Raw genomic sequence first — 21,426 nt, forward strand, 5'->3', positions numbered from 1 at the left:
TTCGATTTTTAATTTTCTTTTTAAGAAATCACTATATTATCTAACCATACTCTAAAAAGACTTTATCGAGAACTTTTTATTTAATATATATATAGAATTTATACTAAAATAATAAAACGAATCTTTCTCAATTTTTAAATAGATTTAGTTAATTTAGATTTAATCTCATTTTTACATTTGAGAAAATTTTTTTCTGAGAAGAAGAAAGGATCTTCTTATATAAAGACTCTTTAGATAACATCCTATAAATTATGAGGGGATTTATGGAATGCGGAAACATATAGGAGTTATTGACATTACTACTATTAGGGCAAAAATCTATATAAGAACTATTTTTAAAAAATCTGAACAAATAGATTCTTGATTCGACAATCATCCTATATTTAGCTTTCATTCTATTTTTTTGAGCGATATAAAGCATAGGTTATCACTTAAAATTGTGACCAAATTGGGTACATTAGAATCTATTCACAGTCTTAAAATGATAGATGCAAATTTTATTATTATTCGATCAAATATTCCTCATTATGGATTTAAACGAATACAAAAAAATTGCCTTTGATTGTACTTAACCTGATTGCAATAACAGTAGAAGAATACCAACTAAAAATTTTTTAATATGTTGATGTGTTAAAAACTAGAGCTAGCATGTAAGGTGGTCTTTATTGAGAAATACTAGAAAAAGGCATAGTTTCAGTAATCTCTTTATCAGAATTATGTAAGGAAATAAATTCTTTAATTATGAATAAAATTATTCCTAGAAAATAAAGTCTAAATAAGTTGGAAACATAGAAATACAATTAAAGCAGTTAGATTTTGATTCTTATATCCTATGCTGTACTGAATTGCCTGAAGTGTACAACAAGACTAACTTAGGAAAACCCTATATTGATACACATCTCCTAGGGCATAAAGCTTTATTTTTTTCTAGTTTCTATTAATAAATACATGAAAATAATGATTTAATCCATTTAGCACCTTGCATGTAAACTTTAACGCAATCTAAATTGTAAAAAAATATTATGAATACTGGTGTAGAAAATCCTGTTTTAATTTGGTCCTATAAGTACTTTCAACTGTCAAGCACATTCTATATGACCTTTGTAATATTAATAATGCTTGTATAAAATAAAATTACCATAATAAACAGCTTTAAAATATTAAGTAGAACTTTTATCCTTGCTTTTTATTATACCATTAGCGATATAATTACGGAAGTGTATAACTATAGAGAGATGAGAAATCTAATATGGATAAATCCTCTAATGTTATATATTTTCAGTGAAATACTTTTTATAGTTATAAACTTTACAATCAAAAATTCTACTCAGATTGACATTCCTTACTATATTGTTTTTTCTTTATTTCTAAAACATATAATTACTTATTCCATTGCAACAGTTCTTAGTATATTTTTAAATAGTTATATTTTAAGAAAATTCAAACTTTTAATTTAGAGAAAATATTTTTGGATGAAAAGTTTAAGTTATACTACTATTGTGAAAATAGTTTTTATTTTAATATTTTTCTTGAATTTAGATCTTAATTTATTTTATAATATTTATTTAAAGAAATTTTAGATTTTTATATTTTTAAAATTATCTATAATTTTATTTATATTCTTTCTTTTTTCTTAATTGTAGATTTTTAAAATATCAGTAAGATTTATATATTTTTGATAAAAATATCAAATTCAAACAATTTTTTAAAAGAATTTAATAGTTTTTATTATATAAAATACAGTACTCCTTTAGTCTGAAAGTAGATGATTGTAATTACAGTAACGAATTTCATTCCAATTAGATTCAATAGAAGCTAAAAAATTTTTATAAGAATTATCAATTAATAAAATTTTAAAAGTACCTCTGATATAATTTTTCTATATAAGGAAAGGTAGATTTTTTTGGTTTAAGAAATCGAAAAAATGAGAATCTATTTCACTTGAAAATTTTTAAAGAATCTATATTTTTAAATAATAAAATCCTAATGAATTTTATATGTTTTCAATAAACAGGAGAATTTATATTTTCTTGATAGAGGTTTAATAAAACGTGCTACCGTTTTACTTTCATTTCCTAACATAGATTTAATTTCATTAATCAATTCTTCTCGATCGAAAACGTGATCTAAATAAGACTTAAGATTTTTTAAATAGACCTTACTATTAATTTTCTCAAATATAAATTAGCGAATAAAATGATTTTCTTTTTTATAATTAAGAAAACTTTAAGTTATCATTTTTGATATGAATTTTACAGAGTAATTAGTTATCTTTTGAATTTTAATTATCCCGACTCATTTTTGAAGTTTAAGAACAACATTACCTAAATCAAATACAATCCATTTAATTGTCATGTAACTGCTATAGGATTAATAGTTTTTTTTAAATGGCACTGTTTTATAAATAAAAATCTTAAATAGAGCTACCAAGCTCTAAAACAGTAAGAATAAATTTCTAATCCATACGAAACCAAATAAAGACCTATAAAAGTAGCCATTGACTTCTAGAGACCCTAAACGAAGCCTAAAAGGACTAAAGCGTATATAAAATTCTTATTAATATTGTATAGGGTTGAATTTCTAAAGCTTGATACAGTGGGTTATAAATTAGTTTTGCAATGGTTATTAAGAAAAAATCTATAATGCAATCCATCAAAAGACAGGGTACAACAAATAAATAAAATACCGATATTAGTCATAGCGTTACCCACAATGATAGATTTATGCTAGCTTACTTTTTCAAAGAATCGAGTAACGACAACTCGAAAAATAACTATCATAAAACTACTTAGTAAAAATAAGCCACTTATTATATACGCTCCTCCAAGGAATAGATATTAAACATATGAAAAACATAATAAAATTGACTATAGCCATTAAGGTTAAAAAGTTAATCACCATAAATATTAGAAAAGACCTACCGCCTAATGAGAACTTATAATTTCATCTTTTTTTTCAGTTTTCACATCTTTTAGAATTTTAAGTACAATAAAAATAGAAATTAGCATAAAAGGAATTGCAGTTAGCGGCAACCATTCTTGATGGTAATACAAAACAAAAAACCTATAAGAGGACCAATCTCTACACTTAAATTCATGGAAATATTAGTAAAGGAAAACCCCCATCTATGTTTTTTTGGCTTTGAACTGAAGTGCTACTGCTGAAAGCAGAGCTAAAGAGATAACCGAAATAAAAAGCTTGAGTAGTAAGGAAGTTATTAAATCCTAAATTAAAAATATTTGAATATGATACTACGCTAACACCAATATACATACATAAATGAATAATAATACAATTAGGCTAAAAAGAATGACATTCTTTTTGTGATAATGATTAACATTTTAATGAAAGCCACCGCAGCGAGACAAATAGAAAATATCCAAAAACTGACTATGTCTATACCTTGAGTAACTGCCAGAAGTTTTTGATTAAAAAGACAAACAGCAAAAAATGGGGGAAAATATTTCTTGAGTAAAAAATGTGAAAAAGGGAGTAATGTAAATGTACTTCCTGTTCATAATTGTATTATTGTATGAATTGAGCTTTTATAATAGCGTAATAAATATTTAGGGTTTATATGTGATATTAGGTAAATTTTTGGAAAGAATCGCTTTAAGACTATAAATCCTTAAAAACTACCCATACCCCTTCAAAAAAGTCATATATTTTTATTTATAGCCTATCATAAAAATTTTTCTGAATGGAAGTAAAACTTTATTATTTGTCTGTATAAGAGGAGAATGAAAATTATTTGGCATCTAGAATCCAATTACTCCGCCTAGATTTAGTAATTTTAAAATATTATGAATCAATACGTTATGAGAATTAAGCCACTAGAAATATGCATTAGTAAAAAGATAATCATAATCTATCTTTTTCTGAAGGGGAAAAATTCGCTATATCTCCTTCAATAAATTTAAGATGTGGGGTGGTGGGTAAGAGGCTTTTGCTTCCTTAAGCATGTCCAGGGAAGAATCTAGTCCAATCACATTAATATTAAGTCACCGGTCTTTTAATAAATGGTACTATTCCCAGGACCGCAACCCAGATAATAGACAATACGGGGACTGAAGGAATTTGGAATCATAGCCAATAAATTTCGATCCGGTCGAGTCCTTGCACTAAGAAATTAACTATAGATTTTAGCGTTCCAGGATATACTTAATCTGAAATCATAAGATCAACCATTTACCATCATTAGTCCCTTAACGCAAGCTTTACTCGTATTCAGCATTCTAAAGACTTATGTGCCTAGCTCCATTTGACTTAATATTTCTTGTAGATCCTTATTGGATGAATAAGCCTCTGTCTTGAGAATAAATTCAATTTTCTGTGTGAACCTTCGTTTATAATCAAAATCTATGCTATTCTCTTAAAATGAGTAAAAAAATATAAATATTACAATCGTCGGATCCTAGTTTTGCTCTGTTAAGTGCTTTTTTATTTTTTATCTAACCATTACCATAAATAATCAATTTGGATTTTTACTCTTTGAACAATTTAAAGAGCTTGATTTTATAGGACCTTTAGAAATCATTGCACTTTGGAGTCAAAAATTTAATGGTCCTAAAGAACTAATTATAGTAAATGAAACAGGCAATGAAGTTACTAGCGCTAAGGAATTAACTATTAAAACTCACACTAGTTTTGAAAACTGCTAATTCATTAGATTATTTTTTAGTACCAGGAGGCCTAGTGTACCCGAAAGGAAGTTAATAATAAATTAATTTCTTTCATTAAAACACAATTTTTATTGTACAAATAGATTTTATCCGTTTGCATGGGCATGTTCTTACTTCACTCCGCTGGATTGTTGCATGGCAAGTATTACATGGCAAGAGAATAAAAAACTCATTGAGCATCTTTGAATAGACTGAAAGAACTAAAAGAGATTAAAGTAATCAAAGAACGATTTGTTAGAGACAACAATATATAGACGTCGGAAGGCATATCAGCTAGCATTGATATGACACTAGCATTCATTTCTGAAACAGATGATGAGAAAACAGCTAGAGATGTACAATTGCACATAGAATATATTGTTATTGACAAGAAAAAATTTATCTGAAGCACGATAATTATTTGTCAGCTTATATTACCAACAAACTTTTCTAAAATATAAGATGAGACACTTAATTAAATCATTAGTTAGGGATATAAAGCCGCCTGACCTTTGAAAGGGCATTTCATTTATTCAATTAATGAACTAATGAAAAAATGGAATAGACAATTTATTTTCAGTTTGATGAAAATATAATAATTTCTATTTATAAATAGTATTAAATAAAAAAAATCTTAATGAAAATCTATTTTTTTTATTTATTATTAGTAACTCAAACTAGTAGGTAAACAATATGTTTATTATTATTTCGAAAGGATTGAACACCAATTTATTTCATAAGAAAAAGTTTGTATTATTCTAATTGAATCCGAAACTAAAATAAATAATGTAAAAAAAATAACTTTATCCAAGAAATTATAGATAAGATTAATAATAGCAGTCTAAAAAATAGCCTATTCTATCTAAGCTAACTATTGATGAGCACGTATCAAAAGCAGAGTGTGCGACAAATTTATTGCTCTTGCTTAAAATTAATTGCCCGCGACATTTCTTTTTCTGTTTTGTTTAGCTTGATTTTTTAAAATTTTTATTCAAGATATGTGCTTCTTTTAGGTAGATCTTTCTTACTTTTTTATTATAAGTCTAACTTCTTGTTGCATGTTCTTAGGATTTTTCGCTTAACAACTAGTTTTGAAATCCTAGGGCTCTTTAAATTAAGATTATAAAAATTAGTTAAAACAAAATTATAAAGTTCCGTGTCAGTAGGTTCGCGACTAAAAATTTAACTGCTACAGAGTATACTTCATTATCATTTCTTTCAAAAAGATCAACCCAGAAAGAATTTTCTAATAGACCCGTTACTGTAATTGTATATTGTTTTTTTATGATATTAAAAAGCATATCTATTGAGAAGCAATTAGTTTAAATCCTAGAATAATGAAAATGATGCATATATTCAATATTTACTTGAGAGAAGAGATAGTTGAAAATAAGCTTGATATTAATAGTAAAATCTTTCTGTAAGAAAATTTTTTTTATTATATATAAAAACATGGGTCCTAAAGAACTTTGTTAATATGATTATAATATTTTCTATCATAACAGGATCTACATAGTCACTATTCATATTAATAAATTCTATACTTTACTTAAAAAGTATTACTATCATATCGACTTTTATTGGAATAATTATATAGGAATTATACAGCACGCAGTGATAAAAAAATTCAAACACGGTGTACAACAGCTCAGAAAAATGAATTAGTATTTCGCTCTCTGATAAGAACTCTCAATGAATGAAACTTCCAAAAATTTGCTTATACTGAACTCCTGGAGTCTATTAAAGACCGTATCATTCAAGTACAGCATAAAGCATTTAAAGCTGTCAATAAAGAATTAATCGCTCTCTATTGAGATATTGGCCAGGCCATTGCGGAGCACCAGAAATTTGAAAATTTTGAAAAATCTATCGTAGAAAGAATAGATCATGACCTTCAAATTTTTTACTTAGGGATAAGGGGTTTTTCAGATGAAAAACTTTGGCGTATGAGATTATTCTATAAAATCTATTGTTCTCAAAAAAACTCGCACCACTAGTTCGAGAAATTAGCTGGATCTATAACCTCGTTATTATGGAGAAATGCAAAGATAATCTACAACGTAAGTTATACATCTGCATGTCTCATAAATATGGATAGAGAAAATTTTTTTGATTTACTATATCAAAAATAAAATTTATGAAAAAACTCTACTTAATCAGACTAATTTTTATAAAACTCTTCTAAATAAGATACACGATCAAGCTAAATTAGCTGTAAAAGATAAATATATTTTCAGCTTTTTAGAATTAGCTGAGGAGCATACTAAACCTGAGCTAAAAGAAGGATTGTTGACTAAAATTGAGTGCTTCTTATGAGAAATCGGTAACATGTTTACTTTTATACGAAATCAATATCGCTTGGAAGTCGACGGACATAAATTTTTTATTCATATTTTACTTTACTATCGGCAACTACATTGCTTAATGGCAATTGAATTAAAATCTGTTGAATTTCAACCTGAATACATTGAAAAAATTAAATTTTATTTATGAGCACTTTGATAAAAAATATTAAAATTAAAAAATGAAAATTTTTCGATAGGAATTATTCTCTTTGCAGAAGTAAAAATAAAACGATTGTTGAATACACATTACACTATACTACTAAACCTATCAGCGTTTCCGAATATAAGCTTTTTAACCAATTACCAATTACCAATTACCAATTACCAATTACCAATTACCAATTACCAATTACCAATTACCAATTACCAAAAATTACAGAAAAAACTGCCGTCACAAGAGCTTATTGCTATATTTCTCGATGGAATTTATTCAAAAGGGCTTCATATTTGACACATGCTAGAAATCCTAATGAGATCAAGTTTAATAAAAGACGGCTTGATAAGAAAGAAAAGCTTTTATATATTAATGAAAACTTTTACACAACTTTCAAACTTTTAGCCACCGTAGGAAAAACATTTTACCAATAGCGGTAGAGATTGTTCATATGTAGTGTTTCACTAAAAATACTTCACTAAAGAACTCTATCGCAAAATTAAATTGATTCATCAGCGCTTATGGCTTTTAAAACCTTGAGAATTATCATTTATGAGTTAGAAGTATTATGTTCGTGATAAAGTGCCTCCACAATTGGGAAAGACCTTTTTATGATGCCGGTGCGCAGACTCGAACTGCGGACCTACTGATTACGAATCAGTTGCTCTACCACCTGAGCTACACCGGCAAAACTTCTTGATTTTCCTCCGTACTTCCCTGTACTTGTTTTCTTAGTCTTCTCACTGTATCCTGCCCACCATTCCTTAGAGGGCGTTCGGCGGCGTAAACCTTCGGCTTCGTGGAATTTCTGTCTTACCCACCTAAGCACCTCCGTAAATATCAATCACTACGAGCGGTGCTTATGATCACGTAAGCTAGCACTGAGGTCAAGTCGTTCAAAACAAATTCCTAAATTGCAAATTAATACCACTTCACTTATAAGAAGCAAACATTTATCAGGAAGACTAATGCAAAGGCAGAATGCTGCTGGGTTTACATTGATGAAATTTTTCGTTGTAATCGCCATTATTGGAATCTTGGTAATCGTCACCATCCCCTCCACCATCCCCTCTTATCGGATATATACCCATTGAGCACATTACACCGAGGTGGTACAAGCCACAGCTTCCTATAAATTAGTCATCGAAGAATGTTATCAAACGACTAAAGATCTTTCTGAATGTTCAGCCGGCAAAAAATGGTATTCCTCCCACTATAGCTTCCGGTAGCGGACGAGGATTTATAAATACCATTGACGTTAAAGACCGAATTATTACAGTAATACCACAGGCAAAATATGGTATTTAACCTAAAGACGACTATATCTTAACATACACCCTACAAGAAGAAATTTTATTGTGGTCAACCAGCGCGGCGGAGGAGTAGCGACCGGTTATGCCAATTGATTCCGAGGGCTTAACCCACATTCTAGTTCAACAAAACATCTTGACCCAAAAACAAATTCTGTCAGTCCTGGAGCAGGCCCAGAAGGTCTGATCTCTTCGCCTTTCTTACATTATCTTGTAACTCAAAAAATTATACCTTCAAAGGAGATAGCAAAGGCTTGCACAAATTATTTTGAGTTCAAAACTATCGATTTAAATAAGTCTTCAGACTGATTTCTAACGGAACTGCTGCCACGCAATTGTTTAAAATATTATGGCTTTCCTTCCTCTTCTTGAAAATCCAAATACGCTCATGATTAGCAACCCTGCGATTTTCCCACTGATTGAAAAATTACAATTTCAAACTAATAAACAATATAAAATAGTTTTTTTCTAGTTAAAATTAATTTATTGTCTTAATAAATAAATTAACCAGCCAACAGATTTACAGTTCTGCAATTCATATAAAGAGTACTGTTATAGAATTAGTAAACCAGATTCTCACCGACACCATTTACCGAGAAGCTTCCGATATTCACTTTGAACCAATGAAACAGTATTATCGCATTTGAGAGTCGATGAAATTTTATATCCAATAATAGAGTTATTCCTGACGAAATCAACAGCAATTTGCAGTCGGTTAAAAGTGCTTGTAAAGTTAGATATTTCAGAGAAGGGTCTTCCTTAAGATGGTCGGTTTCAATTTACTGCGTCCATAAACCTAACTCGAGATTGTCGCCTCAGTAGTTGTTCAACAGTATCTGAAGAGAAAATTATCATTTGTTTATTGAACCCAGTTCACCATTTTTTGAATTTAGAAGAACTTAGAATGGATGAAAGATCACAACAATTATTCATAAAGAAAATTGAACAACCTCAGGACTTGATCCTAATCGCTGGGCCCAACGGGAAGCGGAAAAACAGTTTCGCTTTACGCAGCTCTTAACCATATTAATTCCTTTCAAAAAAATATTTCTACCATAGAATATCCCATCTAAATTCAACTTGCTGGTATCAATCAAGTAGCTGTTAACAAAAAATTAGGGCTTAATTTTTCGACTATTCTAGGAACTTTTTTACGCCAAGATCCTGACATTATCATGATTATCGAAATCCGTGATCTTGATACAACCTCAATCGCTATACGTGCCTCTTACACTGGGCATCTTGTTTTAGCCACTTACATACTAACAGCGCATCCGAATCCATTGCTTGTTTAATAGATATGGGTATTGAGCCCTTCAATATTTTGTTAACACGCTCAAACTCGTCATTGCTCAGCAATCAATTCGTTGTCTCTGTTCCCATTGAAAAGCCACTCTTCCACCCTATACTTTCTGTTCAAACGGCTATTAAGGGCGAACCAGTATCTATGAATTATTATCTCTTACCTCGACTATCCTATCCATGAACTTATTTTAAATAAATGTTGAGCACAGATTATTGTAAAACAAGCTGTAAAGAAGGTATACAAACTCTCTGGAAAGCAGGTTTAACAAAAGTAGCAGAAAACATTACCGATCTTACAGAGCTCCGTCGCGTTGTTCAGGAAGACAGTTATGTTTAATTTTTGGTATAAGAGAATCAAGCGAAAAGCTATTGTTATTTTTTGCAGCTCTTAAATATATTAGTTAATGCTGGGTTTTCCAAAAGATTCTCACTTTCCTTGTTGGCATCGGACACCGCTTTGAACCCTCTACATCAATTAATTTTAGAAATTAGCGACAAAATTTAAAATGGATGGAGTCTATCTAAATCTATGTATGAAAGCATATCTTCGTTATTTTAAACACATTCACTCGGAAATAGTTTACGCAGCCAAAAAATCTGGAAAATTACAAAATTTATTGAAATTGCTCATTCAGCATGAAGAATAACTTTTTACGCTTAAGAAAAAAATTAGAAAAGTGACCCATTATCTTTTAGTTTTTATTTAAACTGTAATTTAAATTACTTTTGGTTTCCTGGAATTTATAATTCTCCAATTTCAAAATATTTTCTCCGAATTTTACACTCGGTTACTCCTATTTACTCGTTTTATTATTACATGCTCCCAGAATATACAGGAATATGGCCTTCCTAATAAACTTTTCGTGAGCTGCTTTTATCTAAATCAAAAAAAATTTCTCAAAGATTTCAGATTATATAGATTTGATTTTATTTAAAATACCAATTCTTGGCAGCTTAATTAAAAAATAACTCACTTTCGTTGTATCTAAAGATAGTGACAAAAATGACAGCAGCGAGTATCCCTTTAGTGAAAACTATACTAACAACGAATCATATTATTTCTAATCGAATTTTAAAGCATTGTCTTGCTAAATTACCTGATTGGATTAATGCTGGAAAATCCTTAAAAGCCTCCGTTCAAAAAACAAATCTATTTTCGCTACAGATTATTCAACTTCTTCATATTTCAGAAAATTTAGAAACTTTAAATGAAATGCTTTAGACCATTGCTTGCTAGCGTTTACCACGAAACAATTACTAGCATTTACTATAAAACAATTAATGGACAATATACTCGTTTAATTGAACGTTTCGAACCTCTCATCATGATATTATTGGCTTTAGTCATTGGAAGTCTCGTTATTGCTATGTATTTACCTTTATTCCAAATGGGTTCCGTTTTATAAAATAAGGCATTTTTTTATGAAATTTATTTCAAACTTTCAAGCCAATTTTTATATTATTGTTGCTATAAGTACTCTTATGGGATTAGTAGTAGGTAGTTTTCTAAATATCGTTATTGTTCGTTACCTTATTATTTTGGAAACTGAATGGCGCCGCAAATGTCAGCGTCATCTCAATTTTCCTCTTGAACCAAAGCTAAAATTTAATTTTCTCATTTTTTGTTCACACTGTTTGCAATCTAAAAAGCCTATAAAAATTATTCACAATATACCCTTAGTGAGGTACTTCCTATTTCGGGGACGCTGTGTCAATTGTTACAAGAAAATAAAGACATATTACATTCTAGTAGAATTCTTGTCTGCTGTTCGTTTTTATTGTGATTCGTTATCAAATTACCTGGCATTCGCTAGCTTCTCTCTTATTTACATAGCTATTAATCGTACTTTTTTATTGATCTTTACAAGTAATTCTTACCGGATAGCATCACCTTACCCACATTGTGGCTTGGACTCTTTTTAAGTTTGTTCTCAGTTTTTACGACACCTCATCACGCCATCTTCGGCGCCATATTGAGTTATAGGCTCTTGTGGATTACAGCTATTTTCTATTGATTAATCCGCGGAAAATAAGGGATGGGGCATGGAGATTTTAAAATGCTAGGGATGATTGGTGCCTAGTTAAGAGCTCAGGCTGTATTAAATACACTCTTATTGGGTGTATTTCTGGGTCTTCTATCTAGTATTCTCCTCCTTTTTCTGAAAAAATATCTTTCAAAAATCCAATTCTATTTGGTCCCTTTATTGCTATTAAAGGCTGGGTTTCCCTTTTATGGGAACCAGAGGTATTATACGCTTTATTTTCTTCTTTATTTTAAGGATGGAAAATGTTACGAATTGGTTTAACTGGAGGAATTGGCAGCGGTAAAAGCACCGTTGCAAATTATTTTGCTGAATTGGGGATTCCTATCATCGACGCTGATGAAATTGCCCATGAAATTACGATCTTGAGCCAAATAGCATTTAAAAAAATCGTGGCGCATTTTGGAAAGAAAGTTCTAAGTGGAGAAAACTCGTTAAATCGCTCTCGATTACAAAGATTAATCTTCAAATATCCACAAGAACGACAATGGTTGGAAAACTTATTACACCCTCTTATTATTTTGAAAATGAAGGAAAAGCTTGAAGAAATAAACTCTCCTTATTGTATTTTAGTGATTCCTTTATTAGAAAGGACTAGACATTCAATAAATTTTATTGATCGCATTTTAGTGGTTGATGTCCCTGTATTTTTGCAAATTCAGCGCACAAAAATACGTGATCATCTTTCTAACAAACAGATTAAATTAATCCTTGAATCACAAAGCAGCCGCGAAGAACGGCTAGCCATAGCGAACGATGTGATTGTTAATGATAAAACACTTCCGGCATTAGGTGAGGCAGTGTTTCAGCTACATGCCCAATACCTGAAATTGGCTAAATAATGAATAAAAAAACAGAGATTAAATCAGCCGCCTCCCATTGAGAGCCTCTTGAACAAAAAATTAAGCGAAGGAAAATTTTTAAATAAGAAAAACACGCTTCTCTGGAACTTCATCCTGCTACTTCTTATTTTTCTGATCAAAATTTCATGTTATGATGAATAAACAGATGAAGAACCTCAACAGCCATGATCGAAGAGACTATTACTTATGAACAGCCACTTAATGAGCTTATCCGGATTTGTCTGAGGCTTGAGCACCTCTTTTGTCAACTTCACTCCAACCTCAATGCTTCTACCTCAGGAGGAAGTCATTTAGCTATGTTAGCTTTGCTCAAATCATTAAACGTTATCGACCGCCCCGACTTAAAGAGTAAGCTTACTCAAGCCCTTGCCCAACAAGCCTCTACTCTTGCCCAACTAAAACACTTATCCCAAATCGATGGCTATAAACTAAAAAAATTATTGACCATTCTTGATCAGCACATTAATCAATTGCATCAGATACCAGGAAGAATAGCTGATAATCTTCGCCAAAATACTTTCTTGAACCAAATTCGCGTTCATTTACATAATCCAGCAGGTCCTTGCAACTTCACTACCCCTGCTTATTCATTATGGTTGCGCCAACCTAGCGAAAATCGTATTGCTGACTTACAAAACTGGGCGGGGGAATTTAAATCGTTATCCCTAATGATTAATACCATTTTACAGATCACTCGCGAAAGTACCTCTCCTCAAAATGTTGTCGCACAAGAGGGTTTTTTTCAACAAACACTTAACGTTAATTCACCCTGTCAACTCATCCAATTAACTTTGCCTATCAAAAAAAGGGTTTATCCAGAGATTTCTGCGGGTAAACATCGTCTTGTCATCCGTTTTTTATCATTAGATGTTAAGGACAATAGCAGCAGTGGCAAGAGCGTCTCTGACGATATTTTCTTTATGTTAAATTGCTGCAAGATTTAATAAACGATGAATAATCAACTTATTGGGTTTAGGAAAAGATAATTCTTGTAATTTCTTCAGCGGAACAAACTTAATCTCTTGACCCTCTAAGCCACGAGGATGTCCCGTAAATTCTTTAATTTGCCATACATGTAAAATAACTTCGTTTTCATCATACGAATGATGAATATTCATAAATGGCTGTGCCGTCAAAACTGTTATATTTACCTCTTCTTTTAATTCTCGACATAACGCTTCATAACTATTTTCACCCGATTCTAATTTTCCTCCAGGAAACTCCCAAAGCCCTCCTTGAGCCATATGCATAGGCCGCAATGACACAAGAACTTCATTTTCTAAATTAATAACAAGACCAATAGCAACATGAAGAAGGCAGCCGCTCATCGGATAGGTTAGGTTAATTTTCCGTGACAATATTTATATTTCTGGCCGCTACCACAAGGGCAAGCTTCATTTCGCCCGATTTTAGGTTGGGAGCGTACAAAAGGCTGTACGGACTCAGCTTCAGCGATAGTAACATCTGTTTCGCCTTGCAAAGCAGTCATTTCAGCATGTTGATATTGCAATTCGGTAGTCGGTTGGTGAAACAATCGTTGCTGCTGCTCAACTACTTGTTCTTCCGTCGTGATTTCTAATTTCGATAAAGTAGCAACAACCTCATATTTAAGTCGCGCCAACATTTGCGTAAATAATTCAAAAGATTCACGCTTATATTCTTGTGCGGGATTTTTTTGAGCATAACCACGCAAATGGATGCCTTGTCGCAAATGATCCATTGCTGCCAAATGCTCCTTCCAATGATGATCCAATAATTGCAGCATAATTGTTTTTTCCACATCGCGCATAACGTTTGAACCGACTCTCGCTTCTTTTTCTTTGTAGCCATGGGTAATTTCGTCAATTATCCACTGATGCAATGTTTCTTCATCCAGAGCTTCGTCTTTTTCGAGCCATTCCGTGATAGGGAGAGCCACACCAAAATCTTCACGAATCTGCTTCTCTAAGGCCGTGACATCCCATTCTTCTTCTAAACTTTGAGGCGGTATAAAAAGATTAAGCATATCACTCACTGCTTCTTCGTGAATTGCTTCAATCGTATTGGCAATATTATCGGCTTGTAATAATTCAAATCGTTGCTGATAAATTACTTTACGTTGGTCATTAGCTACATCATCATACTCTAACAACTGCTTTCGAATATCAAAATTCATTCCTTCTACACGTTTTTGGGCTTTTTCAATGGCGTGACTAATCCATTTATGTTCAATAACGTCTTCTTCTTTTACTCCTAAGCGACGCATCATATTGGACATTCGTTCAGCGGCAAAAATGCGTAGCAAATTATCTTCTATTGAAAGATAGAATTGGGAAGATCCAGGATCGCCTTGTCGTCCTGAACGACCACGTAATTGATTATCAATGCGGCGAGACTCGTGACGTTCAGTTCCTAATACGTGTAGCCCCCCTGCCACAATAACGGTGTCATGTCGTTTTTGCCACTCTACTTTACGCTTTTTGATTTCTTCCTCAGACAAGTTATCCAATTCAGCTAATTCAGCTTCCAAATTTCCACCTAAAACAATATCGGTCCCACGTCCAGCCATATTCGTGGCAATGGTCACCGCCCCCGAACGCCCTGCTTCAGCAATAATTTTCGCCTCACGCTCATGATTTTTAGCATTCAAAACTTCATGTTTTATATTGGCCTTTTTCAAAAACCTTGATACTACTTCAGACGCTTCAATGGAAGCAGTTCCAATTAACAATGGTTGTCCTTTTGCACGACGTTTTTTAACTTCTTCAACAATCGCCTGGAGTTTCATTTTGGAAGTTAAGTAAACTTGATCCGGCTCATCTCGGCGAATCATCGGTCTGTTAGTAGGAATGACGACAACCTCCAAACCATAGATTTTCTGTAATTCAAACGCTTCGGTATCCGCCGTGCCTGTCATTCCGGACAGCTTTTCATAAAGGCGGAAATAATTTTGGAAAGTAATCGTCGCCAAGGTTTGATTTTCTAATTCAATAGGAACACCTTCTTTTGCTTCAACTGCTTGATGCAAACCATCAGACCAACGACGTCCTGGCATTAACCGCCCCGTATGTTCATCAACAATAATCACCTCGTTATTTTTTATAATGTAATGAACATCCCGGTGGAACAGTGCATGTGCGCGCAAAGCGGCGTATACATAATGCATTAACGATATGTTTGCCACATCATATAAGCTTTCTCCGGCTTTCATGAGCCCTTCTTTTACAAGCAAAGCTTCGATGGTTCGGTGACCTTGTTCCGTCAGATAAACTTGTCGATTTTTTTCATCCATGGTATAATCCCCACCATCTTCTTTCGAAACCTCTTCTTCTTTTTGCCCTTCTTCCATTTTTTGTAATCTTAAGAAGGGAAAGAGTTTGTTTATTTTGATATAAAGATCCGAGGACTCTTCCGCCTGACCTGAAATAATTAAAGGTGTTCGGGCTTCGTCAATTAAAATTGAATCGACTTCGTCGATAATGGCGTAATGCAATGGGCGCTGAACACGTTGATCCAAGCTAAAAACCATATTGTCCCGCAAATAGTCAAAACCAAATTCATTATTGGTACCATAGGTGATATCTGCTGCATAAGCAGCTTGCTTTTCTGCAGGCCCCATTCCTGGTACGTTAATTCCCACCGTCAAACCCAGAAATTCGTAAATAGGCTTCATCCATTCCGCATCACGTTTAGCTAAATAATCGTTTACAGTGACAAGATGGACACTTTTTCCAGTGAGGGCGTTAAGATAAGCAGGCATCGTTGCTACCAGCGTTTTCCCTTCACCCGTACGCATTTCTGCAACTTTACCATTGTTAAGAGCAATTCCCCCTATTAATTGCACATCAAAGTGACGGAGCCCTAGGGTTCGGATGCTCGCCTCGCGCACTAGAGCAAACACTTCGGGTAATAGCGCGTCCAGATTTTCACCTTCCTTAAGTCGCTTCTGAAATTCACTGGTTTTGGCACGCAAAACCTGATCAGATAGAGCCTTAATCCTGGGTTCTAAGGCGTTAATTTTGAGGACTGTCTTGGAATAGCTTCTGACCAACCGTTCATTGCGAGTACCAACTACTTTCTTAATAAGATTGCCAAGCATAAACGGCATTGTATATCATTGATGGATGAAGGAGAATTTTCTCATAGTATGAAGTAAATGCAAGCCAGTGATGCCAAATCGATTAAACAGTGTTTTCAAACCAATTCACTTAAGCTACTTGTCCAAAAAGCACAGCAAATCCTCGCCGTGGAAAGGTTTTTGAATCAAATTCTGCCTCCAGAAATTGTTCCTCATTGCCGAATTATGAATCTTTCGCAGGGAACGTTAACCCTCCAGTTAAAGAGCCCAGTTTGGGCTACCCGAGTTCGCTACTTAGTTCCTCATTTATTGGAACAGCTTGCTCAGCAAGATCTTGCGATTCAGAGGATCCAATGTCGGGTTCGACCCGATTTATAGAAGAGATAGGCGCAGCAGACTCAAATATTAATTTAAAGCCGAGTCAGATTTACCAATAATTTCTAATGGTTAAAAGAAAGTATATAAGTTTCGTCTGGCGTGATATCTTCTGTTACGTCAGAATTTCTGCTAGAGCAAAATAGATGCGGACCTTGAGTCCGAGAATTTACTTCATTTGAGCTCTGGGTTATTGGCATCTTGGCACAAACTTCTGAGACCTTCTCGCGGAGACAATTTTTATTTACCAGAATGGTAGGAAGAATTAACCGTTGGTGCGATTAATTGCAACTCAAATGTTGTTTTCATTAACTCACTTTCTTCGTGAGGAAGAATAATATCCTTTAATGCAGCCATCAATAACTTCTGATAGTTATGTATGCTTTGTATAGTTGCTTTTGGCAGTTCTTTCGCAGAAATAGTCCTAAGAGCTTCTTCTACCTCCTTCTTAACATCCTTATCAGGGTGGGGATGAAGCTTCCAATAAAAGGCATACCTACAAACAGCTATAAGCTCATAAGTTTTTTTGTGCTTCTGGCTTTTTTAAAAAGAGATTTGAAGGCTTCAATTCCTTGTCAGTTTGTAAACACGCCTTTGTGGTTTTTACCATGCAAGTTCCTAAACCGACGATAATACCTAACATTTGGTGTATACGAAGTTTATAAAGAACAGCAATTAATAACGTAAATGTTATCGAAGGAATTACCAATGATAATTATTAACTACCACGGACTATGACTTCTTGATCCGTCCAGTCAATTACCTCGCAAGCCGATGAAGCAGGCGATTTTACTATCGGTTTACCAAATTCTAAAATTTTTTCCAGCGAAAAATTAATAGCATCGATTATTTCTTTCTCAGCTGCATTAATTAATTTTATACTTTCAACTTTTAAGCGGTTTATTTCTTGCTCTACGTTGGCACCCCCACAGCAACAACGCCATCCTTTATAGTAATCTCAACCGATTCAACTTCTCCAATCGCTTTGTCTTTAACAGCGTTAATTCTGTTAATAGCATCGTTAACTATTTAAATTTTTGTTTTTTCAGCTCTTCACTAAATTTTTAAGTTTCTGCTCACTTATTTTTTTTGGCTTCATTAAATTTTTTTAGAGAAGACGCAACAAGGATATCCAATTCGCTTTTTATGTCTATTTTTATTTTTCAATTTGCTCTTTTGAGCTATTTAAAGCAGAATTAAATAATTTTCTAGGTTCCTTTCTTATTTTATCAGGATTAAATTTATCAAACAAATATCCAATACCGCGTTTTTTCTGATATGAGGTGAGGTGTACGCTCCCCACTTACTTATTTTCCCTTTATACTTATTTTATTCCCTTTATGAGGTTAGCATAAGGTTATGCTTGTATTTCATTTAATTTTACTGAAGAAATGGCATGAGCAAAGGAATTGTAAGACGGAGTTTCTATCATGATAATGTTAAAGCCTAAATCAAGGGTAAACTCACTGGTTTCCAAACTTGTTCACTTGATCCGAAGCAAAAGATAATTCGTTATGAATGGATTCTTTAGCAACTTGAATTACTAAAAAAGTTTTCCAACTGAAAAATAGCTTGCCGCCAGGAAAATAAATAGATGTAGAAGAAAACTACTAAAAGAAAAATTAGCAAAAATCTTCGATACATCAGGAAAAGTCCATGACTGATTTTTTCTATTTTTTTCTTCAATCTTTTTTTTCGATGTTCTTCACTAATTTCATAATTGACTCATTGTCAAAGAATTTTAAGTTTTTATTCTTTCGACCCAATTAGCTAATTCAGAAGATAATAGGCGGGGAGATGGGTCGATCATTGACATTTCTATTATAGTTTCTTTAGGCAGGTCTCATAATTTCTTCTCATTTGAATTTAATTATTATTTAAAATAATATGACAGATTATATTCTGAAATTATTAAAATATTATTAAAATATTATTTTTTGGGAACAATTAGAATAGCGGTACTTTTTAGCTATGAAGTGATTTATTTTCAGAATGAGAATAAAATTTTCTAAATAGAAATATTTTAATTTACAACAAAATAAAAAAATGCCTATTTTCATCGTGCATACAAAATAGGAATAAGCCTCCATGCGGCATCAAAGGAATAATTAATTTATCCGATCAGATTAAGCAGCTACAGCGGTGGGAGTAAAAGCAAATGGTAATTCTGAAGAATCTTTGAAAGTAATAATTTCCCAAACGTCTTTTTGAGCTAATAATTTCTTTAATAAAGAACTATTTAGAGTGTGACCAGATTTAACCCCATGGAAAGCTCCAATTAGTCCATAGCCTAATAAATAAAGATCCCCAATCACATCGAGGATTTTATGTTTAACGAATTCATCAGAGTAACGCAAGCCATCTTGGTTTAAAATTTTATATTCATCTAAGACAATCGCATTATCCAAACTAGCACCTAGGGCTAAATTATTTTTTCGAATAAATTCATAGTCCGACAAAAAACCAAAAGTGCGTGCACGAGAAACTTCTTTTACATAGGAAGTGCTCGAAAAATCAAGAGTTGCATTTTGGTTCTGTTCATTAAATAAAGGATGATCGAAATCGATACTAAAACTAATTTTAAATCCGTTATAGGGTTCAATCATTACACTTTTTTCGCCGTCTTCTACCTTAATCCTTTTTTTAATTCGAATAAATTCTTTAGCAGCATTTTGTTCTTCAATCCCAGCCGACTGGATTAAAAATACAAAAGGACCAGCACTTCCATCCATAATAGGAAGCTCTGGCGAAGTGAGATCAATATATAAATTATCAATACCAACACCCGCTAAAGCCGACAATAAGTGTTCGACAGTAGCCACCCGAACATCGTCTTTTGCTAAACAAGTCGATAAACTGGTATCACCAATATGATTAACTGTGGCAGGAATTTCTACAATAGGATTTAAATCCGTTCGGTAAAAGATAATGCCGGTATTGGATGGCGCGGGACGGAGGGTCAAATAAACTTTTTCTCCAGTGTGAACACCAACACCGGTTGCTCTGACAACATTTTTCAAAGTTCTTTGCTTGATCATTATTTCAATCCTTTCCCAAAAAGAGGCGCATTCTAGCATATCCTTTATTTAAATTTAACAGGAACACAATTATCCCCAAAAAAAAGAGAGAGGCACGTTTTACAAACGTTAATCTTCTTCCTGACGGCGTAAAAAAGCAGGAATATCTAAATATTCAAAATCACGGTCTCGCTGTTCCTCTATTTCCATTGTTCGTTTAGAGGGTTCTTGGTTTCGCATATACGTCGGACGATCCAATTGGTGATAATCTAACGTGCCATCGTTTTTTGTATTTTTTACAGGTTTAAGAGGCACACTAGCACCTCGACTATTTTGCGTACCAAGTCCAGTAACCACAACAGTCACTCGTAATTCATCGCTCATTTCAGGATCGATCACTGTGCCAACCACTACCGTTGCGTTTTCCGATGAAAATGCTTTAACAGCTTCACCTACTTGCTCAAATTCTCCGATAGAAAGATCCATTCCGGCGGTAATATTTACCAATACTCCACGGGCACCTGTGAAATCTACGTCTTCCAATAATGGGCTGGCAATAGCTGCTTCGGCGGCTTCGCGTGCACGATTTTCACCACTGCTAACACCCGTCCCCATCATAGCCATACCCATTTCGGACATCACTGTTCGCACATCCGCAAAGTCCACGTTGATTAAACCCGGACGGGTGATTAAATCCGCAATACCTTGCACTGCACCTAACAATACGTTATTGGCAGCTTTAAATGCATTTAATAAGGTAATATTTTTACCCAGCACATTCAGCAATTTATTATTAGGAATAGTAATTAAGGAATCGACATATTTAGTTAATGCTTTAATTCCTTCTTCAGCCACTTCCATTCGCTTTTTACCTTCAAAAACAAACGGCTTGGTCACAATAGCGACGGTTAATATTCCTAATTCTTTAGCCACTTCCGCAAATATCGGCGCCGCCCCGGTTCCAGTACCGCCCCCCATGCCGGCCGTTAAAAAAACCATATCAGTTCCTTCGAGAATTTCTCGAATCCGATCGTGCGCTTCTTCAGCTGCCTGACGTCCAATATTCGGATCTGCACCCGCACCCAAACCTTTTGTTATTTCTTCACCTAACTGGAGCACGATTCGAGCACTGGAACGACCCAATGCTTGAGCATCGGTGTTCGCACAAACGAATTCGACGCCATCAATACTTTCAGCAATCATATGCTCGATTGCATTTCCGCCGCCCCCTCCGATACCAATTACTTTTATTTGGGCATCTTGGGGTGAAGTTTCGCCAAGCTCAAACATGCTCTTT

14 protein-coding genes, 1 tRNA gene and 2 pseudogenes are annotated in these 21,426 nt (G+C 33.4%); 12 read left to right on the plus strand and 5 right to left on the minus strand.

What is annotated here, in order from left to right:
- Positions 1-1,175 precede the first annotated feature (1,175 nt).
- The 3 genes from CleRt_RS14335 (at position 1,176) to CleRt_RS10825 (ending at position 7,154) form a co-directional block, all read left to right on the plus strand.
- Positions 1,176-1,457, plus strand: coding sequence for a VUT family protein (locus CleRt_RS14335; RefSeq protein WP_371440272.1), 282 nt, complete (start codon positions 1,176-1,178; stop codon positions 1,455-1,457).
- 5,021 nt (positions 1,458-6,478) lie between these two features.
- On the plus strand, positions 6,479-6,658 hold the full coding sequence (locus CleRt_RS14340; protein ID WP_200899572.1) for a DUF1016 N-terminal domain-containing protein: 180 nt from the start codon (positions 6,479-6,481) through the stop codon (positions 6,656-6,658).
- Positions 6,659-6,989: 331 nt separating this feature from the next.
- The gene (locus CleRt_RS10825; RefSeq protein ID WP_200899559.1) at positions 6,990-7,154 is read left to right on the plus strand and encodes a PDDEXK nuclease domain-containing protein; all 165 of its coding nucleotides are present in this window, start codon (positions 6,990-6,992) and stop codon (positions 7,152-7,154) included.
- A 621-nt stretch (positions 7,155-7,775) separates the two neighbouring features.
- Here CleRt_RS10825 and CleRt_RS07235 read toward each other — a convergent pair.
- Positions 7,776-7,848, minus strand: a tRNA-Thr gene (locus CleRt_RS07235).
- A 1,397-nt stretch (positions 7,849-9,245) separates the two neighbouring features.
- Between CleRt_RS07235 and CleRt_RS13565 the strand changes: the two are divergent.
- From CleRt_RS13565 to zapD, 8 genes and pseudogenes are all read left to right on the plus strand, one after another.
- Positions 9,246-9,491: pseudogene (locus CleRt_RS13565) on the plus strand (ATPase, T2SS/T4P/T4SS family); the annotation flags it as partial.
- A 4-nt stretch (positions 9,492-9,495) separates the two neighbouring features.
- Positions 9,496-9,765, plus strand: a pseudogene (locus tag CleRt_RS12545) (ATPase, T2SS/T4P/T4SS family).
- Positions 9,766-9,971: 206 nt separating this feature from the next.
- A complete protein-coding gene (locus CleRt_RS12550) occupies positions 9,972-10,112 on the plus strand; it encodes a hypothetical protein (protein ID WP_235379008.1) in 141 nt (46 codons plus the stop codon).
- Positions 10,113-10,769: 657 nt separating this feature from the next.
- Positions 10,770-10,997, plus strand: a complete 228-nt coding sequence (locus tag CleRt_RS07245; RefSeq protein ID WP_157870902.1) for a hypothetical protein — start codon at positions 10,770-10,772, stop codon at positions 10,995-10,997.
- Complete coding sequence (locus tag CleRt_RS10835) at positions 10,984-11,181, plus strand: hypothetical protein (protein ID WP_048875619.1); 198 nt, start codon at positions 10,984-10,986, stop codon at positions 11,179-11,181. The genes CleRt_RS07245 and CleRt_RS10835 overlap by 14 nt, the downstream gene beginning before the upstream one ends.
- Positions 11,182-11,257: 76 nt before the next feature.
- The gene (locus tag CleRt_RS12555) at positions 11,258-11,698 is read left to right on the plus strand and encodes a prepilin peptidase (protein WP_235379229.1); all 441 of its coding nucleotides are present in this window, start codon (positions 11,258-11,260) and stop codon (positions 11,696-11,698) included.
- Positions 11,699-12,062: 364 nt separating this feature from the next.
- Positions 12,063-12,659: a dephospho-CoA kinase gene (gene coaE / locus CleRt_RS07255; RefSeq protein WP_048875620.1), complete on the plus strand. Its 597-nt coding sequence runs from the start codon at positions 12,063-12,065 to the stop codon at positions 12,657-12,659.
- A 185-nt stretch (positions 12,660-12,844) separates the two neighbouring features.
- Positions 12,845-13,624 (plus strand): cell division protein ZapD, encoded by a 780-nt coding sequence (zapD, locus tag CleRt_RS07260; protein WP_048875621.1) that lies wholly within the window; start codon positions 12,845-12,847, stop codon positions 13,622-13,624.
- Here the strand turns inward: zapD and mutT are convergent.
- Together mutT and secA are read right to left on the minus strand one after the other, a co-directional pair.
- Positions 13,604-14,008, minus strand: a complete 405-nt coding sequence (mutT, locus tag CleRt_RS07265; RefSeq protein ID WP_048875622.1) for an 8-oxo-dGTP diphosphatase MutT — start codon at positions 14,006-14,008, stop codon at positions 13,604-13,606. The two genes, zapD and mutT, sit on opposite strands and share 21 nt — an antisense overlap.
- A gap of 8 nt (positions 14,009-14,016) precedes the next feature.
- A complete protein-coding gene (secA, locus tag CleRt_RS07270) occupies positions 14,017-16,758 on the minus strand; it encodes a preprotein translocase subunit SecA (RefSeq protein WP_048875826.1) in 2,742 nt (913 codons plus the stop codon).
- A gap of 57 nt (positions 16,759-16,815) precedes the next feature.
- Here secA and CleRt_RS07275 point away from each other — a divergent pair, with 57 nt between their 5' ends.
- Entirely contained in the window at positions 16,816-17,115 is a 300-nt protein-coding gene (locus CleRt_RS07275) for a DciA family protein (protein ID WP_048875623.1), read from the plus strand.
- 2,123 nt (positions 17,116-19,238) lie between these two features.
- Here the strand turns inward: CleRt_RS07275 and lpxC are convergent.
- Both lpxC and ftsZ read right to left on the minus strand, forming a co-directional pair.
- The gene (lpxC, locus tag CleRt_RS07285; protein WP_048875827.1) at positions 19,239-20,150 is read right to left on the minus strand and encodes a UDP-3-O-acyl-N-acetylglucosamine deacetylase; all 912 of its coding nucleotides are present in this window, start codon (positions 20,148-20,150) and stop codon (positions 19,239-19,241) included.
- A 108-nt stretch (positions 20,151-20,258) separates the two neighbouring features.
- Complete coding sequence (gene ftsZ / locus CleRt_RS07290; protein WP_048875625.1) at positions 20,259-21,419, minus strand: cell division protein FtsZ; 1,161 nt, start codon at positions 21,417-21,419, stop codon at positions 20,259-20,261.
- Between the last annotated feature and the right edge of the window lie 7 nt (positions 21,420-21,426).

This window comes from Candidatus Coxiella mudrowiae, from assembly GCA_001077715.1.
In the GTDB taxonomy this organism is placed as follows: Bacteria; Pseudomonadota; Gammaproteobacteria; order Coxiellales; family Coxiellaceae; genus Coxiella; species Coxiella mudrowiae.